The organism is Azospirillum mesophilum (genome assembly GCF_053470405.2).
This window is the reverse complement of record NZ_JBPXMQ020000024.1, coordinates 57,279-83,465: the sequence shown is the minus strand read 5'-3', so window position 1 is coordinate 83,465 and position 26,187 is coordinate 57,279. Positions and strand designations below refer to the sequence as shown.

The 26,187-nt window shown below is 68.5% G+C and carries 26 protein-coding genes; 15 read left to right on the top strand and 11 right to left on the bottom strand.

Going from position 1 to position 26,187, the window contains the following annotated elements:
• Position 1: 1 nt before the first annotated feature.
• The 9 genes from ACSVC7_RS21605 (at position 2) to ACSVC7_RS21565 (ending at position 10,118) form a co-directional block, all read left to right on the top strand.
• Entirely contained in the window at positions 2–778 is a 777-nt protein-coding gene (locus ACSVC7_RS21605; protein WP_448206584.1) for a FliH/SctL family protein, read from the top strand.
• 43 nt (positions 779–821) lie between these two features.
• Positions 822–1,151, top strand: a complete 330-nt coding sequence (gene fliN, locus ACSVC7_RS21600) for a flagellar motor switch protein FliN (protein WP_448206585.1) — start codon at positions 822–824, stop codon at positions 1,149–1,151.
• On the top strand, positions 1,148–2,044 hold the full coding sequence (locus tag ACSVC7_RS21595) for a motility protein A (protein ID WP_448206586.1): 897 nt from the start codon (positions 1,148–1,150) through the stop codon (positions 2,042–2,044). Before fliN ends, ACSVC7_RS21595 begins: the two co-directional genes overlap by 4 nt.
• A gap of 3 nt (positions 2,045–2,047) precedes the next feature.
• Positions 2,048–3,583, top strand: coding sequence for a sigma-54-dependent transcriptional regulator (locus ACSVC7_RS21590; RefSeq protein ID WP_448206587.1), 1,536 nt, complete (start codon positions 2,048–2,050; stop codon positions 3,581–3,583).
• Positions 3,584–3,618: 35 nt separating this feature from the next.
• Positions 3,619–5,793 (top strand): flagellar biosynthesis protein FlhA, encoded by a 2,175-nt coding sequence (gene flhA / locus ACSVC7_RS21585; protein ID WP_448206588.1) that lies wholly within the window; start codon positions 3,619–3,621, stop codon positions 5,791–5,793.
• 46 nt (positions 5,794–5,839) lie between these two features.
• A complete protein-coding gene (locus tag ACSVC7_RS21580) occupies positions 5,840–6,901 on the top strand; it encodes a flagellar biosynthesis protein FlhF (protein ID WP_448206589.1) in 1,062 nt (353 codons plus the stop codon).
• Positions 6,898–7,692 (top strand): MinD/ParA family protein, encoded by a 795-nt coding sequence (locus ACSVC7_RS21575; RefSeq protein ID WP_448206590.1) that lies wholly within the window; start codon positions 6,898–6,900, stop codon positions 7,690–7,692. The genes ACSVC7_RS21580 and ACSVC7_RS21575 overlap by 4 nt, the downstream gene beginning before the upstream one ends.
• A 102-nt stretch (positions 7,693–7,794) precedes the next feature.
• On the top strand, positions 7,795–9,729 hold the full coding sequence (locus ACSVC7_RS21570) for a hypothetical protein (RefSeq protein ID WP_448206591.1): 1,935 nt from the start codon (positions 7,795–7,797) through the stop codon (positions 9,727–9,729).
• A 29-nt stretch (positions 9,730–9,758) separates the two neighbouring features.
• Positions 9,759–10,118 carry a hypothetical protein gene (locus ACSVC7_RS21565; RefSeq protein WP_448206592.1) on the top strand — a complete coding sequence of 120 codons (360 nt, stop codon included), beginning with the start codon at positions 9,759–9,761 and terminating at the stop codon, positions 10,116–10,118.
• A 13-nt stretch (positions 10,119–10,131) separates the two neighbouring features.
• Here the strand turns inward: ACSVC7_RS21565 and ACSVC7_RS21560 are convergent, their stop codons facing one another.
• Complete coding sequence (locus ACSVC7_RS21560; protein ID WP_448206593.1) at positions 10,132–10,569, bottom strand: flagellar FliJ family protein; 438 nt, start codon at positions 10,567–10,569, stop codon at positions 10,132–10,134.
• Complete coding sequence (gene fliI / locus ACSVC7_RS21555; protein ID WP_448206663.1) at positions 10,566–11,885, bottom strand: flagellar protein export ATPase FliI; 1,320 nt, start codon at positions 11,883–11,885, stop codon at positions 10,566–10,568. The genes ACSVC7_RS21560 and fliI overlap by 4 nt, the downstream gene beginning before the upstream one ends.
• Positions 11,886–12,157: 272 nt before the next feature.
• On the opposite strand from fliI, the gene ctrA reads away from it, so the two are divergent.
• Positions 12,158–12,889, top strand: coding sequence for a response regulator transcription factor CtrA (gene ctrA, locus ACSVC7_RS21550; protein ID WP_448206594.1), 732 nt, complete (start codon positions 12,158–12,160; stop codon positions 12,887–12,889).
• Between the two features lie 70 nt (positions 12,890–12,959).
• Here ctrA and ACSVC7_RS21545 read toward each other — a convergent pair whose 3' ends face one another.
• The 5 genes from ACSVC7_RS21545 to ACSVC7_RS21525 are packed head-to-tail and all read right to left on the bottom strand — an operon-like array spanning position 12,960 to position 18,710.
• A complete protein-coding gene (locus ACSVC7_RS21545; RefSeq protein ID WP_448206595.1) occupies positions 12,960–13,802 on the bottom strand; it encodes a CheR family methyltransferase in 843 nt (280 codons plus the stop codon).
• The gene (locus ACSVC7_RS21540) at positions 13,799–14,968 is read right to left on the bottom strand and encodes a protein-glutamate methylesterase/protein-glutamine glutaminase (protein ID WP_448206596.1); all 1,170 of its coding nucleotides are present in this window, start codon (positions 14,966–14,968) and stop codon (positions 13,799–13,801) included. The genes ACSVC7_RS21545 and ACSVC7_RS21540 overlap by 4 nt, the downstream gene beginning before the upstream one ends.
• A 56-nt stretch (positions 14,969–15,024) precedes the next feature.
• The gene (locus ACSVC7_RS21535; protein WP_448206597.1) at positions 15,025–15,390 is read right to left on the bottom strand and encodes a response regulator; all 366 of its coding nucleotides are present in this window, start codon (positions 15,388–15,390) and stop codon (positions 15,025–15,027) included.
• Between the two features lie 51 nt (positions 15,391–15,441).
• On the bottom strand, positions 15,442–15,942 hold the full coding sequence (locus ACSVC7_RS21530) for a chemotaxis protein CheW (RefSeq protein ID WP_448206598.1): 501 nt from the start codon (positions 15,940–15,942) through the stop codon (positions 15,442–15,444).
• The gene (locus ACSVC7_RS21525) at positions 15,939–18,710 is read right to left on the bottom strand and encodes a hybrid sensor histidine kinase/response regulator (protein WP_448206599.1); all 2,772 of its coding nucleotides are present in this window, start codon (positions 18,708–18,710) and stop codon (positions 15,939–15,941) included. Before ACSVC7_RS21525 ends, ACSVC7_RS21530 begins: the two co-directional genes overlap by 4 nt.
• A gap of 236 nt (positions 18,711–18,946) precedes the next feature.
• Between ACSVC7_RS21525 and ACSVC7_RS21520 the strand changes: the two genes are divergently transcribed.
• A complete protein-coding gene (locus tag ACSVC7_RS21520; RefSeq protein ID WP_448206600.1) occupies positions 18,947–19,120 on the top strand; it encodes a hypothetical protein in 174 nt (57 codons plus the stop codon).
• A 6-nt stretch (positions 19,121–19,126) separates the two neighbouring features.
• On the opposite strand, the gene ACSVC7_RS21515 is transcribed toward ACSVC7_RS21520, so the two are convergent.
• Positions 19,127–19,771, bottom strand: a complete 645-nt coding sequence (locus tag ACSVC7_RS21515) for a histidine phosphotransferase family protein (RefSeq protein WP_448206601.1) — start codon at positions 19,769–19,771, stop codon at positions 19,127–19,129.
• A gap of 160 nt (positions 19,772–19,931) precedes the next feature.
• On the opposite strand from ACSVC7_RS21515, the gene ACSVC7_RS21510 reads away from it, so the two are divergent.
• The 4 genes from ACSVC7_RS21510 to ACSVC7_RS21495 all read left to right on the top strand — a co-directional run bounded on the left by ACSVC7_RS21510 (position 19,932) and on the right by ACSVC7_RS21495 (position 22,628).
• A complete protein-coding gene (locus tag ACSVC7_RS21510) occupies positions 19,932–20,120 on the top strand; it encodes a DUF3553 domain-containing protein (RefSeq protein ID WP_448206602.1) in 189 nt (62 codons plus the stop codon).
• A complete protein-coding gene (locus ACSVC7_RS21505) occupies positions 20,117–20,512 on the top strand; it encodes a c-type cytochrome (protein WP_448206603.1) in 396 nt (131 codons plus the stop codon). Before ACSVC7_RS21510 ends, ACSVC7_RS21505 begins: the two co-directional genes overlap by 4 nt.
• A gap of 85 nt (positions 20,513–20,597) precedes the next feature.
• Complete coding sequence (locus ACSVC7_RS21500) at positions 20,598–20,720, top strand: hypothetical protein (RefSeq protein WP_448206604.1); 123 nt, start codon at positions 20,598–20,600, stop codon at positions 20,718–20,720.
• A 102-nt stretch (positions 20,721–20,822) separates the two neighbouring features.
• On the top strand, positions 20,823–22,628 hold the full coding sequence (locus tag ACSVC7_RS21495; RefSeq protein WP_448206605.1) for a sensor histidine kinase: 1,806 nt from the start codon (positions 20,823–20,825) through the stop codon (positions 22,626–22,628).
• 58 nt (positions 22,629–22,686) lie between these two features.
• Here ACSVC7_RS21495 and ACSVC7_RS21490 read toward each other — a convergent pair whose 3' ends face one another.
• The 3 genes from ACSVC7_RS21490 to ACSVC7_RS21480 form a co-directional block, all read right to left on the bottom strand.
• Positions 22,687–23,490 (bottom strand): hypothetical protein, encoded by an 804-nt coding sequence (locus ACSVC7_RS21490; protein ID WP_448206606.1) that lies wholly within the window; start codon positions 23,488–23,490, stop codon positions 22,687–22,689.
• An 89-nt stretch (positions 23,491–23,579) separates the two neighbouring features.
• Positions 23,580–24,617 (bottom strand): 4-hydroxythreonine-4-phosphate dehydrogenase PdxA, encoded by a 1,038-nt coding sequence (pdxA, locus tag ACSVC7_RS21485; RefSeq protein ID WP_448206607.1) that lies wholly within the window; start codon positions 24,615–24,617, stop codon positions 23,580–23,582.
• A complete protein-coding gene (locus ACSVC7_RS21480) occupies positions 24,617–26,098 on the bottom strand; it encodes a peptidylprolyl isomerase (RefSeq protein WP_448206608.1) in 1,482 nt (493 codons plus the stop codon). Before ACSVC7_RS21480 ends, pdxA begins: the two co-directional genes overlap by 1 nt.
• Positions 26,099–26,187 lie beyond the last annotated feature (89 nt).

Here is a 26,187-nt window from a genome sequence, read left to right as displayed (position 1 = left end):
GATGAGTTCCGTCCGCAAGTTCCTGTTCGACGAGTCCTTCGACGTCGATGCGCCGCCGCCCCGCCAGTATCAGGTGGACGAGGAGGACGCCTATCTGGAGGCTCCCCCCGAACCGGAACCCGTCCCCGAGGAGCCGGAGGAGCCCCCGCCCCCGCCGCCGCCCGTCTTCGGCGAGGCCGACATCGCCGCCGCCCGCGCCGAGGGCTATGCCGAGGGCGAGACGGCCGGCAAGTCGGCGGGTTACGGAAAGGGCTTCGTGGACGGCAGCAACGCTGGCCGCACGGAAGGCTACGAGAAAGCCAGGGTCGAGATCGAGGCGACCGTCCAGGCCCGCATCGCCAACGCGCTGGACGCCATCGGCGGCGGCGTGCAGCACCTGATCAACGAACAACGGTCCTCCGGCGCGATGCTCGCCGACCAGCCGGCGTACATCGCGCTGGCCATCGTCCGCAAGCTGATGCCGGAACTGGCGCGGCGCGGCGGCTTGATGGAGGTGGAAGGCATGGTGCGCGCCTGCCTGACCGACCTGATCGACGAACCGCGGCTCGTGGTGCGCGTCGCCGACGACACGATTGATCTGGTGCGCGAGCATCTGGATCAGGTGATCGGGTCGCGCGGGTTCGGGGCCACGCTGATGGTCGTGGGCGACCCGGCGCTCGCCCCGGGAAGCTGCCGGATCGAATGGGCCGAGGGCGGCGTGGAGCGCGACACCGCACGCCTGCTGGCCGAGATCGAACGGCGGATCGCGAACCTGCTGGAAGCACCGGCGCCGGTCTGACGCCGACGACGCCAAACACCGGTATTTTGGAGATTTGGATTAGATGGCCAAGGACAGCTTCTCCCTCGACGAGTTGGACAACGGCGGCCGGGGCGACGTTTCGGATTACGACACGGGCCTCGGCCCGGCCAAGGATCTGGAGGCGGTCTACGACATCCCCGTCCAGATCTCGGCCGTGCTCGGCAAGTCCACGATGCAGGTGAGCCAGCTCCTGAAGCTGGGCCGCGGCGCCGTGGTGGAGCTGGACCGAAAGGTCGGCGAGGCCATCGACATCTACGTGAACAACCGTCTGGTCGCCCGCGGCGAAGTCGTCGTCGTGGAAGACCGGCTGGGCGTGACCATGACCGAAATCATCAAGTCGGACCGCGGATGAGCGCCACCCGAGACACAGCGGACACGCCCCGCCGGGGCGGGCGCAATGGCCCCAGCGCGGTGTCGCCGGGGCGCGGCGCGCGGCTGCGCGGTGGGGTGGACGTGGCGACGCTGGTCGGGCTGGCCGCGGCGGCGGGGGTCATCTTCGTCGCCATGGCGTCCGGCGGCAGCTTCCGCTCCTTCATCGACCCGCCGTCGCTGATCATCGTGCTGGGCGGCACGCTGGCGGTCACCACGGCCTCCTTCTCGCTGGGCGACGTCGCCATCGCGTGGCGCGACGCCGGGTCGGTGCTGATCCATCGCACCAACGACCCGCGCGGCGTGGGCCGCCAAGTGCTGCTGCTGGCCGAGGCCGCGCGGCGCGCGCCGGAAACGCTGCGCAACGTGCTGCCGGAGCTGCGCCCCGAGTCCTTCCTGCACCGCTCCATCACGCTGGTCGCCGAAGGGCTGCCGCCCGACGACATCGAGCGGATGCTGACCGGCGAGGTGGAGGCCAGCGGCGCCACCCAGATCAAGAGCGCCGGCGTGCTGCGCCGGGGGTCGGAGGTGGCGCCGGCCATGGGCCTGATCGGCACGCTCGTCGGCCTCGTCCAGATGCTGGGCAGCCTGAACGACCCGTCCAGCATCGGGCCGGCCATGGCTCTGGCCCTGCTGACCACCTTCTACGGCGCCGTTCTGGGCAACGTCGTGCTCGCCCCGCTCGCCGCGAAGGTGGAGCGGACGGCCGAAGAAGATGCGCTTATCAAGACTCTCTACACCATCGGCGCCGTATCCATCGCGCGTCAGGAAAATCCGCGGCGTCTGGAGATGCTCCTGAACGCCGTCCTGCCGCCTGGAAAGCGGATTCAGTACTTCGACCGGGACTCCGACCGGGGATCTCCGAGGGGAGCGTAAACGATGCGTCTGATGATCGTTGGAACGTTGGAAGGGTACATCACCGCCGCCGGCAAGATCGCCATGCAGCGCGGGGCGAAGGTATCCCACACCGACAGCATCGAAGGGGCCCTGAACGCCCTGCGCGCCGCCGCCGGTGCCGATCTGGTGATGATCGACGTCAAACTCGACATCGCCACCTTCATCGACAGCCTGAAGGCGGAACGCATCACCATCCCCGTGGTGGCCTGCGGCATCGGCACCGACGCAGCGGCGGCGGTGAAGGCGATCCGCGCCGGCGCCAAGGAGTACATCCCCCTGCCCCCCGACGCGGAGTTGATCGCCGCAGTGCTGGAAGCGGTGGCGGAGGAAAGCCACGCCATCGTCTGCCAGGACCCGGCGATGATCGCCACCCTGCGCATGGCGGATCAGGTGGCCCCCAGCGACGCGTCGGTCATGATCACGGGCGAGAGCGGCACCGGCAAGGAGCTGATGGCCCGCTACATCCACCGCAAGAGCCGGCGCTCCGACGCGCCCTTCGTCGCGGTGAACTGCGCAGCCATCCCGGAAAACCTGCTGGAATCCGAACTGTTCGGCCATGAGAAGGGCGCTTTCACCGGCGCCGTCGCCCGCCGGCTGGGCCGGTTCGAGGAGGCCAACGGCGGCACGCTGCTGCTGGACGAGCTGTCGGAGATGCACCCGCGCCTCCAGGCCAAGCTGCTGCGCGCCATCCAGGAGAAGGAGATCGACCGCATCGGCTCGTCCCAGCCGGTGAAGGTCAACGTGCGCCTGATCGCCACCTCCAACCGCAACCTGGAGAACGAGGTCCGCTCCGGCAACTTCCGCGAGGACTTGTACTTCCGCCTGAACGTCTTCAGCGTCGCCATCCCCAGCTTGCGCGAACGGCCGGCGGACATCCCGCTGATCGCCGAGCATTTCCTGAAGAAATACGCGCAGGCCAACGGCGTGGGCGACAAGCGCCTGTCCGACGACGCGCTGGTCATGCTGCGGAACCACCACTGGCGCGGCAACGTGCGCGAGCTGGAAAACACCATGCACCGCGCGGTCCTGCTGTCGCGCGGCGAGGTGGTCGGTCCCGATGCCATCCTGCTGACCAGCCAGTCGCTGGCGCCGGAAGGCTCGGCCCAGGCGTCGATCCCGCAGAACTCGCCGGTCGCCAACCCCTTCGCGGGGCCGGGCGGCACCGTGCCGGCCGCCCCGCGCGGCTACGGCAACCCCGCCTCGGCCTACCCCAGCCTGCCCACCTCCTACGCGCCGCCGCCGGGCCACATCCCCGGCCAGGGGGCGAGCATGGGCGGCGGTATGGCGGGCGGCGCGGCCACCCAGCCGGCCGCCGTGCAGGGCCTCGTCGGCCGCACCGTGGCGGAGGTGGAGCGCGACCTGATCATCGGCACGCTGTCGCACTGCCTGGGCAACCGGACTCACGCGGCGAACATCCTGGGCATCTCCATCCGCACGCTGCGCAACAAGCTGAAGCAGTACAGCGAGGAGGGCGTGCCCGTGCCGCCGCCGGGTGCCGAGGAACGGGCCGCGGTCTGATCCGCTGAACGGGAGGAAGACGGGGACCTGACGGCATGGCGCTGACGGAACACACCGATCCGGGCGGAGGCGGCAGAGGCGGCCTCGGGGGCGCCAACATGGCCGCCTTCGGGGAGATGCTGACCGTCGCCAAGGCGTCGCTGAAGCGCGGCGACCTGGCGATGGCGGCCGGCATCATGCTGATCGTCGTCGGCCTGATCCTGCCGCTGCCGCCGATGCTTCTCGACATGATGCTCGGGGTCAACATCACCGTGTCGGTGTTGATCCTGATGGTCGTGCTGTTCATTGAGAAGCCGCTTGACCTGTCGGCCTATCCCACGATCCTGCTGATCACGACGCTGCTGCGCCTGTCGCTGAACATGGCGTCGACGCGCCTGATCCTGTCGCACGGGCACGAGGGCACGACCGCCGCCGGCCACGTCATCGAGGCGTTCGCCGGCTTCGTCATGGGCGGCGACTTCATCATCGGCGTGATCGTCTACGCGATCCTGACGATCGTGAACTTCAAGGTCATCACTGCCGGTTCGGGCCGCATCGCCGAAGTGGCGGCGCGCTTCACCCTGGACGCCATGCCCGGCAAGCAGATGGCCATCGACGCCGACCTGTCCGCCGGCATGATCGACGAGACCACCGCCCGCGCCAAGCGCAAGGAACTGGAGGACGAAAGCGCCTTCTTCGGCTCCATGGACGGTGCGTCGAAGTTCGTGAAGGGCGACGCCGTCGCCGGCCTGATGATCATGTTCATCAACATCATCGGCGGCGTGGCGCTGGCGGTCCTGCGCTACGACATGCCGGTGCTCCAGGCGCTGGACACCTTCACCAAGCTGACCATCGGCGACGGCCTCGTCTCGCAGATCCCGGCGCTCGTCATCTCCATCTCCGCCGGTTTCCTCGTGTCCAAGGCGGGCACGGGCGGCTCCACCGACAAGGCGGTGGTCGGGCAGCTGACCGGCCACGTCAGCGCGCTGGGCCTGTCGGCCGGCGCCATGACCATCCTGGCCCTGATGCCGGGCATGCCGATGCTGCCCTTCATGCCGGTGATCGGCGCGATCGGCGCGGCCGCCTGGTACCTGCCGAAGATCCGCGCGAAGAAGGAGGCGGAGGAGGCCGAGGCCGCGGCGCAGGAGGCCGCCGGCCTGGGACCGGACGGCGCCCCGGCCCCGGTCGCCGACGAGCCCATATCGACGGCGCTGGCCATCGACCTGATCCGGCTGGAGTTGGGCTACGGCCTGCTGTCGCTCATCAACCAGCCGCAGGCGGGCAGCCATCGCCTGACCGACCAGATCAAGGGCCTGCGCCGGCAGATCGCCGGCGAGGTCGGCTTCGTCATGCCGGCCGTGCGCATCCAGGACAACCTGCAGCTTCCGCCCAACGCCTACATCATCCGCATCAAGGAGATCGAGGCGGGGCGCGGCGACATCCGGCCCAACATGCTGCTGGTCATGGACCCGCGCGGCGAGGCGATGAGCCTGCCCGGCGAACAGACGGTGGAGCCGACCTTCGGCCTGCCCGCCATCTGGATCGAGCCCGGCTACCGCGAGGAGGCGCTGTTCAAGGGCTACACGGTCGTGGATCCCTCCACGGTCATCACCACGCACCTGACCGAGCTCATCAAGGACAACATGCCGGAGCTGCTGTCCTTCACCGAAACGCAAAAGCTTCTGGACGAGCTGGACAAGGAACACCAGAAGCTGATCGCCGATGTGGTGCCGCAGCAGATCACCGTGGGTGGATTGCAGCGTGTATTGCAGAACTTGCTTGCGGAACGCGTGTCGGTACGCGATCTTGCAACAATCTTGGAAGGCGTTTCGGAGGCGGCAAGCCAAACCCGCAGCATCACGCAGATCACCGAGCATGTGCGCACGCGCCTGTCCCGGCAAATCTGCGACGCGAACATCAACGAGATGGGATTCATCCCGCTCGTCACCCTGTCGCCCGAATGGGAACAGGCCTTCGCGGAATCGCTTGTGGGCGACGGCGACGACCGGCAACTGACGATGGCGCCAAGCCGCTTGCAGCAATTCATCACTTCGGTCCGCCAAACCTTCGAGCGACACGCCATGATGGGCGAGACCCCCGTCCTGTTGACCAGCCCCCTGATCCGGCCCTTCGTCCGCTCCATCGTCGAGCGGTTCCGGCCGGCGACCGTGGTGATGTCGCAGAACGAGATCCACCCCAAGGCGAAGATCAAGACCCTGGGGCAGATCTGATGGCAGAGGCCATGATCCACGACCTTGACTGGCTGGAGGCTCGCTTATGCGGCTGAAGTCCTTCCATGCCAAGTCCATGTCCGAAGCCATGCGGATGGTCCGCCAGGCGCTGGGCGACGATGCGATCATCGTCGCCACGCGCGAGGAGGAAGGCGGCGGCGTGCGCGTGACCGCGGCGGTGGAGGACGACGACCTGCTGATGGCGCAGGCGCGCCTCGCCCAGGCCTCCCGCGCTCCGGCCCCCGTCGAAGAGGAAGAAGAACCGGAAATCGACGTCGGCGAGGTCGTCGCCGACGTGCTGCACCGCCACGGCGTCCCGGCCGCACTGGCCGAACAGCTGATCGACGCGGCGGCGGGGCTGGACACCGACGACCCGACGCTGGCGCTGGGTGCGGCGCTCGACAGCCTGTTCACCTTCAGCCCCCTGCACGACAAGCGCACCGGCAACAAGCCGCTGGTGCTGGTCGGCCCGCCGGGCAGCGGCAAGACGCTGGTCGTCGCCAAGCTCGCGGCGCAGGCCGTGTTCAAGAAGCGCTCCGTCGGCGTGATCACCACCGACACGGTGCGCGCGGGCGGCATGGAGCAGCTGGCCGCCTTCACCCGCCTGATGAAGATCAAGCTGGCGACGGTGGAGGACCCCGACGCGCTGGCCGGCGCCTTCGAGGTGAACCGCGGCGCCGACGTCGTGCTGGTGGACACCGCCGGGCGCAACCCCTACGACGCGGAAGAGATGGCCGACCTGAAGGCGCTGCTCTCCGCCGGGGTGGCGGAGCCGATCCTGGTTCTGCCCGCCGGCATGGACGCGCTGGAGGCCGCCGACATCGCCCAATCCTTCAAGGCGATGGGGGTGCGGCGGATGCTGATCACCCGGCTGGACATGGCGCGCCGCCTGGGCAGCCTTCTGGGCACCGCCCACCGCGCGCGCATGGCCTTCTGCAACGCCAGCGTTTCCTCCAAGGTTGCCGAAGGGCTCACGCCGCTGAACCCGATGGCCTTCGCACGCCTGATGATGCCTGCCGAAGACAAGGCGCCGCGCGGCGCCGCCAAACCTGCCGTCTCCCCTAAGACCAAAGCCGTTCGCTCTTCGTCGTCGAGGACCCTCCCATGACCGATCCGGTGTTTCCGGCCGCCCTCAAGAACGTTCGCCCGCTGCGCGGTGCCAACGTCATCGCCGTGGCCAGCGGCAAGGGCGGCGTCGGCAAGACGTGGTTCTCGATCACGCTCGCCCACGCCCTGACCAAGATGGGCAAGAACTCGCTGCTGTTCGACGGCGATCTCGGCCTCGCCAACGTGGACATCCAGCTGGGTTTCCAGCCGAAGAACGACCTGGGCGCCGTCATCAACGGCGACGTGACGCTGAGCCGCGCGGCCCAGCGCTTCCCGGAGGGCGGCTTCGACATCATCGCCGGCCGTTCCGGTTCCGGCACGCTGGCCCAGCTGCCGAGCCAGCGCCTGTCCGGCCTGCGCAACGACCTGCTGGAACTGGCGCGCACCTACGACTGCGTCATCATGGACATGGGCGCCGGCGTGGACCGCACGGTGCGCACCCTGTCCGGCCCGGCCGGCACGACGCTGGTGGTGACGACGGACGAGCCGACCTCGCTGACCGACGCCTACGCCTTCATCAAGCTGACCCACGCCACCAACCCGGCAGCCGACCTGCGCGTCGTGGTGAACATGGCGCAGAGCGTGAAGGACGGGGAGCGCACCTACGGCACCATCCTGAAGGCCTGCCAGAACTTCCTGCGCTACAAGCCCGCGCTGGCCGGCATCATCCGCCGCGACCTGAAGGTGCGCGACGCGATCCGCAATCAGTCGCCGCTGCTGACCCGCTCGCCCGCCTGCGACGCCGCGCGGGACGTGCAGGCCATCGCCCAGCGGCTGCTCAGCGGCCAGTAAAGCCCGATGGGAGGTGCCATCCCTCCCGCTGTCTCCGGTCCGCCCGCGGCCCCGGCCGCCGGGCCGGCCGCGACGCCGGCCCCAGGGGCGGTGGTAGTGGCGGTGGCCGACGTCACCGTCCAGGCTCTGCCCGAGCGTTTGCAGGATCTCGCCCGCGCGGTGCTGCTGACCGGGACCGTCGCCGGCGAGACGCCGGAAGGGCTGACCCGCATCCGCACCCAGGCCGGCGAAATCCTGCTGCAAACGCCGACCCCGCTGCCCACCGACAAGCCGGTCACCCTCCAGATCACGCCCGGACAGGGGCAGGACCAGGGCGTCAAGGTGACGCTCCTGCTGCAAGGGGTGACAACCACTCCCGCCCAGGCGGGCGGCGCGACGGCGGCCCAGGCAGGCGCGGGGGCCGGCGCGGGTGCCGGCCCGGCGGTCATCCTGCCGAACCCGACACTGCTCACGGCCACCACCGCCCCGGCTACCCCGGCAGCCCAGCCGTTGCCCCAGCCAATACCGCTGCTGCTGCCCGGCACCATCGTTCCGGCCCTGGTCATCGCCGCAGCCCCGAAGGCGCCGGCACCGCCCGGCGCATCGCCGACGCTACCGGGCCAGACGGCGCAGCCGGCGGCCACAGCCCCCTCCCCGGTTCCCTCTCTGGCAGCGGAGCCCGGTGCCACCGTACCGACGCCCTCGTCGGCAAATGCACCGGCGAGCGCTCCGGCCACGCCCATCCCAGCCGGCGCTTCGCCCGCAAGTCCAACTCCCGCCGCCCCACCCCAGGCCGCTCCGCCAACCGCCGGCACGGCGCCGCCGGCCGGGAAGCCGATGCTCGACACGCCGGTGCAACTCGGCGGGGACGCTGCGCACCCCGGCGCCGAAGGCCCACCGCCCAGCCCCACTTCCGCCACCATGCCGGCCCCGACAAGCGCCCCCGAACCGGAACTGCCGCAGGGCGGCACCGTCGCGCTGAAGATCCTGACGATCACTCCGCCGCCGAACCAGCCCGAGCCCAACCAGCCGGACAAGGCCGTCCCGGACAATCCAAGCCCCCGGAATCCGGCCCCAAAGAATCCCGACCCGGCACCGGCCGGCGGTGACGACGCGAAGGCCGCGCCAAAGCCCAGCGCACCGGACACCGACCGCTCGCCGGACCAGACAGCCTCAGAGAGTCCCGATCTTCCCGATGCGCCGGTTTTGCGGGGCACCGTCGCCGGCCGGACGCCGCAGGGGCAGCCGATCCTCGCGACGAAGCAGGGCATGCTGGCGCTGAACGTCCAGGCGCAGCTGCCGCAGGGCGCCATTGTCACGGCCGCGCTGACCGATCCGGCCGAGGCGATGAAGGCCGCCGCGCATCCCGCCCCCGAACTGGGGCCGATGACGCCGCGCGACTGGCCGGCGATGCGGCAGCTCCTCACCTCGCTGGCCGGCGTGGACCGGGCGGCGGCGCAGACGGTGTTGTCCACCATCATGCCGCAGCCGAACCGCAAGCTCGGCGCGGCGCTCAGTTTCTTCCTGTCGGCGATCCGGGGCGGCGACGCCCGCGCCTGGCTGGGCGAGGAGGCCACCGCCGCACTTGAGAAAGCCGGGCGCGGCGACCTTCTCCAGCAATTGGATCGGGAGTTCAAGACCCTGCAGCAGCAGGCGGCCGAGCCGCTGCCCGGCGACTGGCGCCCCTACACCCTGCCGATGATGGACGCCAACGGGCCGAACCCCATCCAGCTCTTCATCCACCCGATCAAGGACGATGAGGAGGAAGGCGGCGCAAAGGGCAAGCGTGGCGGGAAGGGCAGCCGCTTCCTGCTCGACCTCGACCTGAGCCGCCTCGGCCCCATGCAGCTGGACGGGCTGGTGCAGCCGAACCGGTTCGACCTGATCCTGCGCAGCCACACGCCGCTGGCGCCGGAACTGCGGCTCGACCTGATCCAGATTTTCGCCGACAGCGTCCGCGCGGTGGGCTATGTCGGCGGCCTGTCCTTCCAATCCGGCGCCAAATGCTGGGTCAAGCTGACCCGTGCCGGGGCCGGCAGCCAGAGTTATACCGCCTGAGCGCTACACCGCCTGACGAGCACGTCCCCATGCACCGCCGCGAGTTGCTGACCACCCGTCCCAGCCCCGACGCCCGCCACGACTATCTCGTGGAACTGGCCGGCGAGCCCGCGCCCGGCACACGCCTGACCGTGCGCTACGTTCCCGACCGCGTGGTGATGGAGCCCGGAGGGTTCGGCGCCTATCTGCCGGCGCTCGCCGACCTCGCCGCCGAAGGACTGGAAGTGCTGGCCCTCGCCGTTCTGGACGACCTCAACAACGAGCTGGTGCCGCGCTGGGCGGAGGTGACGGCGGAACGGACCACGCCCCTGCCCCACCGCATCGTCGTGGAAGACCGCCAGCCGACCTGGGACAACCCGCATCTGTTTGACCGGATGCGGAAGATTTGAAGGGGCAAACGCTTTACGGCTCGGCGCTGCTTTCCTCCTGCTGGCGGCGGCGGAAGCCGACCAGCGCCGTTTCGTCCAGCATGTTGGCTTCCTTGCGCTTCAGCTTTTCCTTCTCGCGCTTCAGGCGCTCTTCCTCGGCCAGTTCGTAGCGCTTCAGTTCCTGGAAGGCTTCGGCCATCTCGTCCGTCGCCACCATGATCTGCGCCTCCACCTGCCCCATGGACTGGGTCAGGCGTTTGCCGCGTTCCATCGCCGCGCGGATGTAGTTGCTGAAGGTGTAGGACTGTTCGGGGTTGCTGCGCGCCGCCTCCTGCTCCGCGGCGATTTCCTCCTTCAGGCGGTCCATTTCGGCCTTCAGGCGGTCGGCAAGACTTTGAAGCTCGGCCAGGGCGCGGCGCTTCTCGTCGAGTTTCCACTTCTGCAAGCGGATGATGGTTTTGAGGCTGCTCATTCTTGCTCTTGCGGCGGCCACTGGTCGATGCCGAAGATGGCCGCCAGTTGGGCGTAGCTGTCGGCGAGGTCGGTGGCCTCGCGCTTGCCTTGCTTGAGGAAGGCCTCAAGCGCCGGCTGGTAATGGATGGCCTCGTCCACCTGCGGATCGGTTCCTTTGCGGTAGGCGCCCAGGCGGATCATCTCCGCCATGTTGTCGTAGGACGACATCAGCCGGCGCGCGTGGTTCACCAGCTCGTTTTCCATGGGCGTGTTGCAGCCGGGCATGGTTCGCGACACGCTGCGCAGGATGTTGATGGCGGGATAGCGCCCGCGCTCGCCGATCTGGCGTTCCAGCACGATGTGGCCGTCCAGGATGCCGCGCACGGCGTCGGCGATGGGCTCGTTGTGGTCGTCGCCTTCCACCAGCACGGTGAACAGGCCGGTGATGGACCCCGAACCCGCGACGCCGGGACCGGCACGTTCCAGCAGGCGCGGCAGTTCGGCGAAGACGGTCGGCGGATAGCCCTTGGTCGTGGGAGGCTCGCCCGCCGACAGGCCGATCTCGCGCTGGGCCATGGCGAAGCGCGTCACGCTGTCCATCATGCACAGCACGTTGCACCCCGCGTCACGGAAGGCTTCCGCCACAGCCAGGGTCATATAGGCGGCCTGACGGCGCATCAGCGGCGCCTCGTCGGAGGTGGCGCAGACGACGACGCTGCGCGCGAGGCCTTCCTCGCCCAGATCCTCGGTGATGAATTCCTGAAGCTCGCGGCCACGCTCCCCGATCAGGCCGATCACCGCGACCTCGGCGGCGGAGAAGCGCGCCAGCATCGACATGACCGACGACTTGCCGACGCCGGAGCCCGCGAAGATGCCCATGCGCTGCCCGCGGCAGCAGGTGAGAAAGGCGTTGATGGCGCGGATGCCCAGGTCCAGCTTTTCGCCCACGCGGGCGCGGGAATGGGCGGAGGGCGGGTTGTTGCGGATGGGCACGCCGTGCGGTCCCTTGGGCAGCGGCCCCTTGCCGTCCACGGGCTCGCCCAGCGCGTTGATGACACGGCCGAGCCAGGCCTCGCACGGATAGACGGCCGGCTGCCCGTCGGACACCAGCGCGCGGCAGCCCAGCCCGACGCCGTCGATCGATCCGAACGGCATAAGCAATGCGCGCCCTTGTCGAAAGCCGACGACCTCACAAGGTACTTGCCGACCGTCGCGCGTTTCGACCAGGCATCGGCCGCCGACGGACAGTTCCTTTTCGATCCCGCCGACCTCGACCAGCAGGCCGAGCACGGCGGTGACGCGGCCGAACCGGCTGTAGCCGGGAACGGCGTCGATTTCGTGAAGGAGGCGGGCGACGTCGGCGGGCACGGCTTTGCTGTTTCGCGGACGTGAACGGGAATTCGGCTGGCCGAGGGCTGTTGCCTCTTAACCACGCCCGTATGATCGTCCGGAAATATTAACGTTAAATGAAGCGCTATGCCTCTGGCGTTAAGCTGAATCGTCTGTTAACCTCTGTAAACAGACAGACCGATCTGTTAAGGGTCATATAACCCTACCACGCCTTATCGGGTTGCCAGAAACGCGCCATCAAACGTCGGGATATCGCCATGAGGGTTCTGCTGGTTGAAGACGATACGTCCATCGCGAAGAGCATCGAACTGATGCTCCAGTCGGAGGGCTATATCGTCGACTCTACCGACCTCGGTGAGGACGGGCTCGAAATCGGCAAGCTGTACGATTACGACATCATCATCCTCGATCTGATGCTGCCGGACATCGACGGGTACGAGGTGCTGCGCCGCCTGCGCGCCGCGCGCGTGACCACGCCGATTCTGATTCTCTCCGGCCTGTCGGAACTCGACCACAAGATCAAGGGCCTGGGCTTCGGCGCGGACGACTATCTGACCAAGCCCTTCGACAAGCGCGAGCTGATCGCCCGCATCCAGGCCATCGTGCGCCGGTCCAAGGGCCATTCGGACAGCATCATCCGCACCGGCCGCCTGACCGTGAACCTGGACACCCGCACGGTGGAGGTGGACAACCAGCCCCTGCACCTGACCGGCAAGGAATACGGCATCCTGGAACTGCTGAGCCTGCGCAAGGGCACGACCCTGACCAAGGAGATGTTCCTGAACCATCTCTACGGCGGCATGGACGAGCCGGAACTGAAGATCATCGACGTCTTCGTCTGCAAGCTCCGCAAGAAGCTCGCCGCCGCCACGCAGGGCGACAACTACATCGAGACGGTGTGGGGCCGCGGCTATGTCCTGCGCGACCCGCACGAGGACGCCGCCCCGCTCCCGCGCGTTCCGCACCAGCAAGCGCAAGCCGCGGGCTGAAACGCCGATCACAAAAAAGGGCCGAGCGGAAGCTCGGCCCTTTTTGCATTGACGGTTCAGTGAACCTGTATCAGATCGCCGCTTTCAGCCCGGACGTGGAGAAACCACCCAGGCTGTAGAGCCCCCGCTGGCCTTCCACCGGCTTGAAGCGCTCGGTGATGCCGAGCACGGTTTCGGCGCCGCCCAGATAGAGCACGCCATCCTGCGGCATCTGGCGGGCGATGCCCTCAAGCACCTTGGCCTTGGTCGGCTGGTCGAAATAGATCAGCACGTTGCGGCAGAACACCACGTCGAACTGGCCCAGCGGGGACAGGTCGCTCAGCAGGTTGTATTCGCGGAAGCTGACCATCTGCCGCAGCTGCTGGCTGATCTGCCACTTGTCGCCCTGCTGCTTGAAATGCTTCACCAGCATCTGGATGGGCAGGCCGCGCTGCACCTCGAACTGGGTGTAGATGCCCGACTTGGAGCGCTCCACCATCTCCGCCGAAATGTCGGTGCCCACGATCTCGATGCGCCAGCCGGCCAGCTTCGCCGATTCCTCGCTCAGCAGCATGGCGAGCGAGTAAGCCTCCTGCCCGGACGAGCAGGCGGCCGACCAGATGCGGATCGACCGCTTGGCGGCGCGCGCCGTCAGCAGTTTCGGCAGAACAATCTGCTTGAACTGGTCGAACGGCTTCTGGTCGCGGAAGAAGGAGGACTCGTTGGTGGTCATGGCCTCCGTGATGTCGCGCAGCAGGGCTTCGTCCTTGCGCGTCCGCACGGTGGAGGCCAGTTCCTCCAGCCCCTTCATGTTCCACTTCCGCGCGACCGGCATCAGCCGGGATTCGAGCAGATAGGCCTTGTCGCGGGTCAGTACGAGGCCGGAACGCTGCTTGAGCAGCGTGGAGAACATGTCGAAATCTTCGACCCTCATGCTGCCCTCGTCGCGAACTTGCGGATGTAGGGGCCGATTTCCTTCAGCGGCAGCACGGCCGAGCAGATGCCCGCCTGGGCCACGGCGCCGGGCATGCCCCAGACGACGCTCGACGCTTCATCCTGGGCGATCAGGGTGCCGCCCGCGTTGACCAGATCGGTGCAGCCCTTCAGCCCGTCCTGCCCCATGCCCGTCAGGATGCAGGCCAGCACCTTGCGGCCGCCGTAGGCGCGCATGATGGAGCGCATCATCGGGTCCACGGCGGGACGGCAGAAATTCTCCGGCGGATCCTTGGTCAGGGAGATCACGTTCGCCCCGCCGCGCTGCGCCACCAGCATGTGGAAGTCGCCGGGGGCGATGTAGCAGCGCCCGCTCACGATGGGCTCGCCGTCCTTCGCCTCCTGGGCGTTCAGGCCGCACTGGCGGGTGATGTGCTCCGCCAGGATGGTGGTGAAGGTGGCCGGCATGTGCTGGGTGATCAGGATCGGCTGAGTAACGCTGCCCTTCAGGTGCGCCAGCACCTCGAACAGAGCTTGCGGACCGCCCGTGGAGCTGCCGATGGCGATGATGTCCGGCTTCGCCTGGATCCCGCCCGCCGGCGCTGCGGCCGGGCGCAGCGTGACCTGCGGCGTTTCCCGCTTCAGGAAGGAGGCCGGCGGCGGGGTCAGCGGGCGGATTTCGCCGCGGGTGCGGGACCCGGCGCGCCTGGCCGCCGCGCCCAGCGCCTTCACCTTGGACACCAGCTCGCGCTTGAAGTCCTCCGCCCCGCCCAGTTCGCGGGTGGAGGTCGGCTTCGGGATGTAGTCGGCCGCACCGGCCGACAGGCAACGCATGGACACGTCGGCCCCGCGCAGCGTCAGCGTGGAGGCCATGATGATCTTCACCTGCGGCGCCACGGCCAGCAGCTTCGGGATGGCGGTCAGCCCGTCCATCACCGGCATCTCGATGTCCAGCACGATCACGTCGATCGAGTTGCGCTGGAGCGAGTTGATGGCCATCTGGCCGTCGCCCACGGACGCGACGACGCGGATGTCCGCATCGCCTTCCAGGGCGCGGGTCAGCAGGCCGCGGATGACGGCGGAGTCGTCCACCACCATGACCCGGACGGGGTCCGGGCCGGACGGCGGCGGCGCGGCGATGGGGCTTCTGCCAAAGCGATCGGACATGAGGCGCTAAGCCTTTCGACGGTCGGAATGCATGAGCGCGGAACGACAACCGCGCATCACAGCAGCCCGACCTGCTGGAACTTGGTCTGGATGATGTCGCTGTCGAAGGGCTTCATGATGTACTCGTTCGCCCCTGCGGACAGCGCTTCCTGGATGTGGGCAAGGTCGTTTTCCGTCGTGCAGAAAACGACCTTGGGGAAATCCCCGCCGCTCATCTTGCGCAGCCGGCGCAGGAACTCGATCCCGGTCATGACCGGCATGTTCCAGTCCAGCAGGATCGCGTCGGGCATTTGATCCGCGCAGGCCTCCATGGCCTGCTTGCCGTCCTCCGCCTCGGTGCAGGCGAAGTTCAGCTCCTCCAGGATCTTCCGCGCGACCTTGCGGACCACGCGGCTGTCATCGACCACAAGGCAGGATTTCATCGTAACACGGGCCTCAGGCTTCGCTTTTCATGCCGACCGGAGAGGTTAGCCTCAGGCCGCTTCCATGTTGGTGAAGTTCAGCAGACGCGGCACGTCGAGCACCACCATCAACTGCCCGTTCAGGCGGTAGATGCCCGTGGACACCTCGCGCCAGCGCGGGTCCAGGGTGGCCGGGTTGCGCTCGAAGTCGTCGTTGGAGAGGCTCAGCACCTCGCCCACCGAGTCCACCATCAGGCTGTACAGCTCGCCGCGCAGGTCCACCACGATGGACATGCCCGGCTTGTCCTTCGGCCGCGACGACAGGCCGAGCCGCAGGCGCACGTCGATGGCGGTGACGATGCGGCCGCGCAGGTTCAGCGAGCCGGCGACCTCCGGCGGGGCGAGCGGGATGCGCGTGATCCGCTGATGCCCCAGCACGTCCTGGACCTGCAAGACCGGAATGCCGAACAACTGGTCGGCAATGGTCATGGTCACATAGTCCTGGCTGCCGCCGGAGACGATCTCGTCGCCCTTGGCCTTCTTGGTGGTGGTGGGCAGCTTGGCGTTGCTCATGCGGCACCTTTCTGCTCGGACAGCGTCTGCTGCAGCGCGTACAGCAGCGCGTCACGGTCGAACTTGGCGACATAGTCGGTGAAGCCGGCCTGCCGGCCGCGGTCGAGGTCGCGCGGGCTGGCGTGGCTGGACAGCGCAACCATCGGTATTTCGGCCCAGCGGCCACCCTGGCGCACCGCTTCGGCGAAGTCGAAGCCGCTCATGCCCGGCATCTCGATGTCGGAGACGATGACGTCGAAGTCCTCGCCCGCTTCGCAGAGCGCCAGCGCCTCGTTGGCGTTCTCCACCGCGGTCACGTCGTAGCCGGCGACCGACAGCAGCGGGGTCAGCAGGTTGCGGAAGAAGGGGCTGTCGTCCACCAGCAGCACGCGCTGGAGCGCCTTCTCCTCCTCGTAGGCTTCGGTCGAGGACGAGCCGAACCAGTCCTTGTAGGCCTGCGTCAGGAAGAAGCCGGCGTCGATGACGTCGGTCGCCTTGCCGGCGATGATCGCGGAGCCCATCAGGCCCGGACGGTCGGCGGTGAGCTGCACCTGGAGCCGTTCCTCCACGATGTCCACGATCTCGTCCACAATCAGGCCCATGGACCGGTCGCCGTCGGCGAAGACCAGCACCGGCTGGCGCCCCTCGCCCTGCATCATGAAGCCCGGGTCGATCGGAACCAGCGGCATCAGCTTGCCGCGGTACTGGACCACAGGCATGCCGTTCGACGATTCGACGGACGCGAGGTCCACGTCCTCCAGGCGGGCGACCAGCGACAGCGGCACCGCCTTGGGCGCGCCCTCGCCGGCGCGGAACAGCAGCAGCGCCATCTTGTCCTCCTGGCGCGTGGCCTGGACGGAGGTGGTCTCCTTGCTGACATTCTCGCCCATGGTCATCTCGCCGGTGGCCGACGCGATGCCGTTCGGATCGAGGATCATGATGACCGAGCCGTCGCCGAGGATGGTGTTGCCCGAGAACATCTCGATGTGGCGCAGGATCGGCGCCACCGGCTTCACCACGATTTCCTCGGTGTCGAACACGCGGTCGACCATGATGCCGAAGGTGTAGGTGCCGACCTGGGTGACGACGATGAAAGTCTCGTCGTCCTTCTTCTCCGCCGCCCCTTCCTGGTCGTCGAGCCGCAGCAGCTCCTGCAGGGAGACGAGCGGCAGCAGGCGGTTGCGCAGCCGGAGCACCGGGGTGCCCTTCAGCCGTTCGATGGTGTGCTCGCTGTCGGCGGCGGCGCGCACCAGCTCGACGACGCTGATCTGCGGGATGGCGAAGCGCTCGCCCGCGCATTCCACGATCAGGGCGGAGACGATGGCCAGCGTCAGCGGGATCTTGATGACGAAAGTCGAGCCCTTGCCCTGCTGGGACTTGATCTCGATCGTGCCGCCGATCTTCTCGATGTTGGTCTTCACCACGTCCATGCCGACGCCGCGGCCCGACACGTTGGTGACCTTCGCCGCGGTCGAGAAGCCCGGCTTCATGATGAACTGGATGATCTGCTGGTCCGACATGGTCGCCAGCTCACCCTCGGACGCCAGACCGTTCTGGATGGCCTTCTGCTTGATCTTGTCGATCGCGAGGCCTTTGCCGTCGTCCTGGATCTCGATGATGATGTGACCGCCTTCGTGATAGGCGTTCAGCGTGATCCGGCCGGTTTCCGACTTGCCGGAGCGCAGGCGCTCCGCCGGGGTCTCCAGCCCGTGGTCCGCCGAATTGCGCACCATGTGCGTCAGCGGATCCTTGATCAGCTCCAGCACCTGACGGTCAAGCTCAGTGTCGGCGCCGAGCATCTGGAGGTCGATCTTCTTGGCCAGTTCGTGCGCCAGATCGCGCACCAGACGCGGCAGCTTGGCCCAAGCGTTGCCGATGGGCTGCATGCGCGTCTTCATGACGCCTTCCTGCAGCTCCGACGTGACGTGGTTCAGGCGCTGCAGCGGGGCGGCGAACTCGCTTTCCTTCTGCGACCGCAGGATCTGGAGCAGCTGGTTGCGGGTCAGCACCAGCTCCGACACCATGGTCATCAGGTTTTCGAGCAGGTCCACGTTGACGCGGATGGTCTGCGCGGCGACCGCCGATTCCTTGGTGGCAGCCTCGCCGCCACCGCCGGCGGCACCACCGCTATCGGCGGCGACCGGGGCCGGGACCTTGCTGGCGGCCGGGGCGGGTTCGGCCTCCGGAACGACCAACTCTTGCGACGGGGCGGGCTCCTCCGCCGGCTCCGGCGCCACGGGGGCGAGCGCGGTGCTGGTCGGGCCGGGGGTGGCGTTCCAGAGCGCCTCAAGCTCGTCGAGCGTGACGTTTCCGGACGACGCGGGTGCTGCGGCAACCTCCTCGGCAGCCGGGACGGGCGGCGGGGGCGGAGGCGGCGGAGCGGCCTTCGGCGCGGCGGCCGCACCGCCCAGCTTGCCCTCGGCGCACAGGTTCAGGCGCTCGATCAGCGGCAGGTCGTCGCCCGGCGGTTCGGCCTCGGTGGCCTCCAGCACGGCGAGCAGGCTCTTGATGGTGTCCAGCGCCTGGAGGATCAGCGACACCGCTTCCGGCGTGATGGTCAGCTCGCCGTCGCGGAACTTGCCCAGCACGTTTTCCGACGCGTGCGCCACCTTTTCCAGGCGCGGCAGGCCGAGGAAGCCGCAGGTGCCCTTGATGGTGTGGACGAGTCGGAAAATGTTGGAGAGCAGTTCCGGGTTGTTGGGATTCTGCTCCAGTCGGACAAGCTCGACGTCGAGGACCGACAGGTTTTCGTTGGTTTCCGTCAGGAATTCGGAGAGCAGATCATCCATGTCGCGATCCCCAAGCCCTCTATTATGGTCCGTTTCCGGCCGGCCGTCCGGGCGAGCGGCTTGCACAATGCCGCCGGTACGGGCCATTCCAGGTACGCGGGGAGCGTGTCAAACACTGATTAAGAGAACCTTACCTCTTTCGATACCACCCAGGGGTCCGATTGCGGAATCCGCGTGCCGTTTCCATAGTCACAGCGACGCGGGTTCGGACGAGGGCAAAAATGGCCGGAGAGGGCATGACGGACGAAGAGTTGGCGAGGGGCGTGCGCGAGGCTGTGGCCGCGCTGAACGAGGCGCTGGCGGCGGCGGCCCGCCAGGGTGTCGCGGTCGAGCTGCGCACCACCGCGCACCAGACCACCACCGGAGTGGAGCAGCTGGTCGCCGAGGTGCGCCTTTTCAAACAGATCTGACGTCGTTCACCACTCGACGGTGAAGACCAGCATCTCCGGCCCGGACGGGATGGCCGCAACGCGATAGCCGTCATCCTCGGCGAAGCGGCCGGTCATGTAGGCGTGGATTGCACGCGGCGTCAGGTCGTCCGCCTTGGCGGTGCCGGCCAGCGCCACCGCGACTTCCTCCTTCAGCGCGCCTGGGCGGCCGGCCGCGGTGATGGTGAAGCGCCCGGATTGCTCGTCGCCGTCGGCGGCCACGGTGATGGTGCCCCCGTGGGTCAGCGCCTCGTCGGCCAGGATGATGACGTTCAGCAGCACCTTCGCCGCCCCACGCTTGAAGGCGAGCTGGTCGTTGGGCACGCCCACCGGCCAGTCAAGCTTGGTCCGCCCGCCCTCCAGCAGCCCCTGCGCGGCGGCGCGGGTGTCGCCGAAGCCCTTCTGCTCCCGCCCGGCCAGCCCGTAGGCGAGGCGGAACACGCGCAGCCGCCGGTCGGCCTGGCCCGAGGAATGCTCGATCAGCTTGACCGCCTCCCCCATGAAGCCGCCGGCCGGTTCGTCCTCCATCTCTTCGATCAGTTCCAGCCCGTTGCGGATCGCCCCCACCGGGCTGACGAGGTCGTGGCAGATGCGGGAGGCGAGAAGCTCGATGACGCGGATGTCCAGCGGCACGGGGTGATCTCCAGGCAATGGGAACCGTCTCGAACGGCGGCCCCGGGGGATGACGATCGGGGGAACTTCCGCCGGGCGCCCGGCATTCTGTAGAATCGCCGTCGGCAGGCCCCGTTTGTAACATCTCGGGGCGAAGAACGGCGAGAGAAAGGGGAACGCCATGGATGACTCGCTGATTCCCGGCGCCTGGGTGCGCCATCCGGGCCAGCCGGACTGGGGCTTGGGTCAGGTGCAGTCGGCCATCGGCGACCGCGTCACGGTGAACTTCGAGAACGCCGGGAAGGTGCTGATCAACACGGCGGTGATCTCCCTGGCCGTCATCGACCCCGACGAGGACGATCCGCAATGACCGGGACGGCGCGCCTTGCGGCCGGATTCGCGCTGCTTCTGGTGGCGTCCCCGGCTCAGGTTCAGGCCGGTTCCGATCCTGACCCGGAACATGGGAAGGCCCTGTTCCACGCCTGCGCGATGTGCCACACGCTGACGCCGGACGGCGGCAACCGCGCCGGTCCGACCCTTTGGAACCTGTTCGGCCGCCCGGCCGGCACCGTGGAGGGCTATCGCTACTCCCCCGCACTGAAGGGCAGCAAAATCGTCTGGGACGAGACCACGGTCGCCCGCCTGTTCGAGGTGGGGCCGGAGGTGATGACCCCAGGCAGCAAGATGCCCCTGCAGACCATCCCCAGCGCCACCGACCGCGCCGATCTGGTCGCCTATCTGAAAGCCGTGACGACACCGTAACGGACGGCTTGAAGCCGGGCCTGAGCCGCCTTATGGTCCAGGGAAAAGGCGCATTTGCGCCAAAACGTCCGGAGGGTTGCTTCCCATGAAGGCCATGCTGCTCGGCTTCGCCGCCGCCGTGGCGATCGCGTTCGGCGCGTCGGTCGTGCTCAAGTCCATGGACGACAGCACGGCGACCCGCTACTCGACCTCCGCGGTTCGGCTGTAGGACGCATTCTCGCTAATTTAGAAAATCCTGCGGAAAGACTTTCCGCAGAGTTGGCCGCGCGCTACGATCACACGCCCCAGGGATAGTGTTCGGGATGGTGGCGTGAGATCGCGTCTGAAGCGCGCCATGGTCGCGTTCGGTGTTCTCCTGATCTTCGGCTTCAACGCCATGATCGGGTATGATCTCGTGCGCGAACACGGGGAAGCGCTCCAGGCGGCGCAGGACCGCACCGAGGGCTTCGCCCATATGCTGGAGCGCCACGCGACCGACAATGTCGCCGGCGTTGACAAGCTCCTGGCCGGAGTGGCCGAGGTTCTGTCCGTCCGGCCGGACGCCTTCGAACGGGGCCAGCCGGACATCCACGCCCTGTTGCGCCGTCAGGTCGCCCAGTCACCGCTGATCCGTGCCATCCTGTTCGTCGCCGCCGACGGCCAGCTCGTCCACGATTCGGAAGCGCCGCAGCCGGCCCACCTTGACTTGTCCGACCGCGACTACTTCGTCGCGCAGCGCGACCGCCGCCAGGAGGGCATCTTCATCGGCCAACCCGTGCGCGGCCGCACTTCCGGCACATGGTTCATCAGCGTCAGCCGCCGGCTGGAAACACCGGACGGCCGCTTTGCCGGGGCGGTGGTCGCGGTGGTGGAGCCGGAGGCCTTCCGCCGATTCTACGCATCGCTCAACCTCGGGCCGGACGCCGACGTGACGCTGTTCCACGCCGATGGGCTGGTCCTGGCGCGCCACCCGGACCACGATACCCATATCGGCCGATCGGCGCTGGACAGCCCCCTCTTCACGACCTTTCTCAAGGCGACACCGGCGGGAACGGAAGAGCAGCGCGCCCCCGACGGGGGCCGAGACCGCCTTCTGAGCTACCGGCGCTCCGCCGACCTGCCCATCGTCGTCGCCGTGTCCGTGGGGCGCGACACGGCGCTGGCGACCTGGTGGGTGAAGGTGCTGAACGACGCCCTGCTCTTCATCGGCGGCAACGGGATGCTCGCCATGCTGATCGCGCTGCTTCTGCGCGAGATCGGCCGGAGGGAGGGCATGCTGGCCGAACTTCAGGCCAGCGAACGGGCGCTGCGGGCCAGCCAGTCGCGCCTGATCGAGGACATCGCCGCCCGCCACCGCGTGGAGGCCGAACTGATCGCGGCCAAGCAGGCGTCCGACGAGGCGAACCAGGCCAAGACCCAGTTCCTGGCCAACATGAGCCACGAGCTGCGGACGCCGCTGAACGCCATCATCGGCTTTTCGGAAACCCTGCTGACCAGCCTGTTCGGGCCGATGACGGCCAAGCAGTCGGAGTATGTGCAGGACATTCGCCGATCCGGCCTGCATTTGCTGAGCCTGATCAACGACATTCTCGACACGACGAAGATCGAGTCCGGCAAATACACCCTGCACGAGGAGGCGTTGTGCTTGCGCGACATCGCGCGCGAATGCCTGCGCCAGATCGAGCCGCTGGCCGCTGAAAAGCGCATCGCGCTGTCCATGACCGTACCGCCGGACCTGCCGCTTCTGTGGGCCGACGCGCGGGCGCTCCGCCAAATCCTGCTGAACCTTCTGTCCAACGCCGTGAAGTTCACGCCGAACGGAGGGCGGACCACCCTGTCGGCGGCGCTGACCGAGCACGGCGCCCTGCGCCTGACGGTGTTCGACACCGGGATCGGCATTCCAGCGGCGGATCTCGACCGCGTGCTGGAGCCGTTCCATCAGGTGGACAACTCCCACACGCGCCGCTACCAGGGCACGGGGCTCGGGCTGCCTCTGGTGAAGTCGCTGGTGGACCTGCACGGCGGCCGCTTGTCCCTGGCGAGCGCCGTCGGCGAGGGGACGGTCGCCACCGTCCTGTTGCCCGCGGAACGCTTGCAGGCAGCGACCGATGTCCGGGAATCGGAACCGGTGAACTGAAGCGGGCGTGGGCCGCTCCTTGGTTGGCCCACGCCCGGAATGCCGGCCGAACAGGCCGTTACGCGACAGCCGCGACTTCCGTGAGACCCTTCTGCCAGAGATTCGCTTCCGCGGCGCGGCGGTCGCGAAGGCCGGCGGCGTTCGGCCACAGGCGCTGCATCGAGATGAACTGCGCCGGCACTTGGTCCAGCTTGTTGGCGTCGATCAGGTCCTTGATCGTCGCCATTTCCGTGCGCGATCCGTCGGCGGAGGTCAGGGCGGGGCCGCGGTTGTAGACCAGGCTGACGAGCGCGGCGCGGCACAGTGGCGGCAGCTTCATCAGGTCGCCATAGGCGCCTTCGGTGGACTTCACCTCGGCGGGCAGCGTCGTCTCGGTGAAGACCTTCCAGGAGTCGAAGAACGGGACCTTGAAGCTCGCCAGCGCCGTGGCGCCGTCGGCCGTCCCCAGCTTGCCGAGCCAGGGGCGCAGGGCGCCCGCCACATCGGCGGGAAGGATGGGCGCCCAGCAGGTCTCGAAATCCGGCTGGAAGCGCAGGTCGTAGCCGATGCCGATGGTGATGCCGCTCTTCCCGCCCGGCCAGGTCGGGGCCGAGCAGTATTTGTCGTAATAGGCCCGGCTGCTGACCTCCTGGCAGGCGATGAAGACCACGCCTTCGGTCGGCACCACGGGGGACGGGTCCGGCTGCTGCTGCAACCAGGCGACCAGCGCGTCGTCGGCCTCGGTCCCGGCCGGCAGCCCGGCCATGGCGCGGGCGTCCGAAATGGCCTGCCGCGTCGCCGGCCCCGCAACGCCGTCGGTGGTCAGCATCCCACCAACTTTGTTGAGAAGCTGTTGAAGTTCAACCGTAGTGACCTGAGCCATGCGCGCGCTCCACCATCTCGAATCGATAAGATGCTTCGAGAGCGCAGAATGCGCGCTTCCGGTCGCGAAGGCAAGCCGGAGTAGCGTCCCTACTTATGTATTCCCGCGGCGCGCGTGCCGCGCGTGCGGGCCATCCGATCGGCCGTCCTCATCGCCGCGATGAGGCTGGAGGCGCTGGCCTTCCCCGTCCCGGCGATGTCCAGCGCGGTGCCGTGATCGGGCGAGGTGCGGACGAAGGGCAGCCCCAGCGTGATGTTGACCCCGGTGTCGAAATCGATGGTCTTCAGCGGGATCAGCGCCTGATCGTGGTACATGCACAGCGCGGCGTCGAAGCCGGCGCGGGCCGCCGCGTGGAACAGCGTGTCGGACGGGCGCGGCCCGACGGCGTCGATCCCCTCCGCGCGCAGGGCGGCAACGGCGGGGGCGATGATGTCGATCTCCTCCCGCCCCATGGTGCCGTCCTCGCCGGCGTGCGGGTTCAGCGCCGCCACGGCCAGACGCGGCTTGGCGATGCCGAAGTCGCGCGCCAGCCCGGCCGCCGTGATCCGGCCGGCGTGAACAATGGCCTCGGTCGTCAGCTGGTTCACCGCGTCGCGCAGCGAGACGTGGATGGTCACCGGCACCACCCGCAGGTCGCGGGCGGCCAGCATCATCACCGGTTCCTCGGTCAGGCCGGCGAGGTGCGCCAGATACTCGGTGTGGCCGGGATGACGGAAGCCGGCGGCGTAGAGCGCCGACTTCTGGATCGGGTTGGTGACGACCGCGGCGGCCTCCCCACGGCGCACCAGTTCGACCGCGCGGTCGATGCTGGCGATCACCGCCGCCCCGTTGGCCGGGTCGGGACGCCCCGGTTCGGCCGGCACGGCCAGCGGCTGGGGCAGCACCGGCAGGGCGGCCGGAAAGACGGACAAAGCCTCAGCAGGCGACGCAATGGGGCGGACGGGGACCGCGATGCCGATCCGCGCGGCGAGCGCCGTCAGGCGATCGGGATCGTCCAGAACGAAGAACGGCGGCAGCGCCTCCCCGGCCTTCGAGAGCCAAGCCTTCAGGAGGATATCCCCGCCGATTCCGGCCGGCTCGCCCATGGTGACGGCGAGCGGCGGCCGGACATCCGCGGGGGCGCCCATCAGATGCGGACCTCCACGAAGGCCGCCCGGCGCAGGTCGCGCAGGTAGCGGCGCGACAGCAGGTCGGCGCGCTCGTTGACGAGGTCGCGCTCGATCTCCTCGCGCGGCGGCATCTTGATGTCCTTCGGATCGATCGGTGCCGGCGGCGGCGGGGCCGGGGCGGCGACCGGCTGCGGCTCCGGCGCGGGCGGCGGCTGGATCATCGGCATGTCGCGCTTGCAGACGATCAGGATGACGGCGCCGCCGGGGCTCATCAGCACGGGGCTGGGCTGGCCCACGGGAATGGCGACGACGAGCTGCTGCAGGCCCGCCGGCAGGTCCTTCGCGCGCAGCGTGCCCATGTCGCCCGACTCCGGCACGCCGGTCGCCTTGGCCTTTTCCTCGAAGTCGGCGCAGCTCTTGATCGACTTGCGCAGCTTTTCCGCCTGGGCCTGGACCGCCTTCAGCTCGTCCTTGGACTGGGCCGGCAGGACGATCTGCTTCATGTTGACCTTGGTCTTCGCCAAGTCGGGGCGCGGCTGGGGACGCGGCTGCGGCGGGGGCGGAGGCGGCGCCTCGCCCTCGCTGGCGCCGCCGGTGGCGGCGCTGCTGCCGAAGGCGCGCTGGCTGCGGACCAGCATGACGTGATAGCCGGTCGCGGTGCGCACCGGGGCGGACATCTGGCCCGGCCGCATGGAGGTCAGCACCTTGTCCAGCTCCGGGTTCAGCTCGCCCGAGCGGACCCAGCCCATGTCGCCGCCCGCGGCGGCGCCGGCCGACTGCGAGAACTGGCGGGCCAGCGCGGCGAAGTTGCCGCCGCGCCGCACCTCCTCGACGAGGCGGTCGGCGGTGCGGCGCACCTCGTCGTCCTGGTCGGGGCTGTCGACGGCCAGGAAAATCTCGGCCACCAGATATTCCGGCTTGCCGATGTTGGCCTTGATGCGCTGCATCACGGCCTCCACCTCCTCGTCGCCGACGACCACCTCCTGGCGGATGCGGCGCTGCATGACGCGCTGCCACGCCAGCAGGGCGCGCACCTGCTCCTGCAGGGTGGAGAGCGGAACCCCTTGCGACTTCATCAGGTTTTCAAGCTGCGGGCGGGCCATGCGGTTCTGGTCGGCGATGCGCTTGATGGCATCGTCGATCTCCGACGTCGGCACCGTGATGCCCAGGCGCTTGGCTTCCTGGATCTGAAGGCGTTCATCCACCAGCTGGCGCAGCACCTGGGGGGTCAGCCGCTGGCGGGTCTCCGCGCTGTCCTGGGCGCCCGCGTTCAGCAGGGCCAGCCGGATGCGCGCGTAGACGTCGGACAGCGAGATGACCTCGTCGTTCACCACGGCGGCGATGCGCTCGGACGGGGCCTGCGCGCCGGCGGCGGCGGGAGCGTTGGGGGCCTTGCCGGCCGGGGCCTTCGCCGTCTGGGCGACGGCGGGCGACGCGGCGATCAGGACGCAAGCGGTCGCCGCGGCGAAGGCAGACCGGACGGCTCGCAAACTCGACATGGTGCTCCAGCTCCAGAGGTGGTTGCCGTTTAATACGGCCCGCCCACGCGCGTGTAAACGGAATCGTGGGTGCAAGCGTGGAACGGAAT

What these genes read in the sequence shown, in the direction of transcription:
- ACSVC7_RS21605 (WP_448206584.1), top strand. Translation starts at nt 2, where the DNA reads ATGAGTTCCGTCCGCAAGTTCCTGTTCGACGAGTCCTTCGACGTCGAT.
- fliN (WP_448206585.1), top strand. Translation starts at nt 822, where the DNA reads ATGGCCAAGGACAGCTTCTCCCTCGACGAGTTGGACAACGGCGGCCGG.
- ACSVC7_RS21595 (WP_448206586.1), top strand. Translation starts at nt 1,148, where the DNA reads ATGAGCGCCACCCGAGACACAGCGGACACGCCCCGCCGGGGCGGGCGC.
- ACSVC7_RS21590 (WP_448206587.1), top strand. Translation starts at nt 2,048, where the DNA reads ATGCGTCTGATGATCGTTGGAACGTTGGAAGGGTACATCACCGCCGCC.
- flhA (WP_448206588.1), top strand. Translation starts at nt 3,619, where the DNA reads ATGGCGCTGACGGAACACACCGATCCGGGCGGAGGCGGCAGAGGCGGC.
- ACSVC7_RS21580 (WP_448206589.1), top strand. Translation starts at nt 5,840, where the DNA reads ATGCGGCTGAAGTCCTTCCATGCCAAGTCCATGTCCGAAGCCATGCGG.
- ACSVC7_RS21575 (WP_448206590.1), top strand. Translation starts at nt 6,898, where the DNA reads ATGACCGATCCGGTGTTTCCGGCCGCCCTCAAGAACGTTCGCCCGCTG.
- ACSVC7_RS21565 (WP_448206592.1), top strand. Translation starts at nt 9,759, where the DNA reads ATGCACCGCCGCGAGTTGCTGACCACCCGTCCCAGCCCCGACGCCCGC.
- ACSVC7_RS21560 (WP_448206593.1), bottom strand. Translation starts at nt 10,569, where the DNA reads ATGAGCAGCCTCAAAACCATCATCCGCTTGCAGAAGTGGAAACTCGAC.
- ctrA (WP_448206594.1), top strand. Translation starts at nt 12,158, where the DNA reads ATGAGGGTTCTGCTGGTTGAAGACGATACGTCCATCGCGAAGAGCATC.
- ACSVC7_RS21545 (WP_448206595.1), bottom strand. Translation starts at nt 13,802, where the DNA reads ATGAGGGTCGAAGATTTCGACATGTTCTCCACGCTGCTCAAGCAGCGT.
- ACSVC7_RS21540 (WP_448206596.1), bottom strand. Translation starts at nt 14,968, where the DNA reads ATGTCCGATCGCTTTGGCAGAAGCCCCATCGCCGCGCCGCCGCCGTCC.
- ACSVC7_RS21535 (WP_448206597.1), bottom strand. Translation starts at nt 15,390, where the DNA reads ATGAAATCCTGCCTTGTGGTCGATGACAGCCGCGTGGTCCGCAAGGTC.
- ACSVC7_RS21530 (WP_448206598.1), bottom strand. Translation starts at nt 15,942, where the DNA reads ATGAGCAACGCCAAGCTGCCCACCACCACCAAGAAGGCCAAGGGCGAC.
- ACSVC7_RS21525 (WP_448206599.1), bottom strand. Translation starts at nt 18,710, where the DNA reads ATGGATGATCTGCTCTCCGAATTCCTGACGGAAACCAACGAAAACCTG.
- ACSVC7_RS21520 (WP_448206600.1), top strand. Translation starts at nt 18,947, where the DNA reads ATGACGGACGAAGAGTTGGCGAGGGGCGTGCGCGAGGCTGTGGCCGCG.
- ACSVC7_RS21510 (WP_448206602.1), top strand. Translation starts at nt 19,932, where the DNA reads ATGGATGACTCGCTGATTCCCGGCGCCTGGGTGCGCCATCCGGGCCAG.
- ACSVC7_RS21505 (WP_448206603.1), top strand. Translation starts at nt 20,117, where the DNA reads ATGACCGGGACGGCGCGCCTTGCGGCCGGATTCGCGCTGCTTCTGGTG.
- ACSVC7_RS21500 (WP_448206604.1), top strand. Translation starts at nt 20,598, where the DNA reads ATGAAGGCCATGCTGCTCGGCTTCGCCGCCGCCGTGGCGATCGCGTTC.
- ACSVC7_RS21490 (WP_448206606.1), bottom strand. Translation starts at nt 23,490, where the DNA reads ATGGCTCAGGTCACTACGGTTGAACTTCAACAGCTTCTCAACAAAGTT.
- pdxA (WP_448206607.1), bottom strand. Translation starts at nt 24,617, where the DNA reads ATGGGCGCCCCCGCGGATGTCCGGCCGCCGCTCGCCGTCACCATGGGC.
- ACSVC7_RS21480 (WP_448206608.1), bottom strand. Translation starts at nt 26,098, where the DNA reads ATGTCGAGTTTGCGAGCCGTCCGGTCTGCCTTCGCCGCGGCGACCGCT.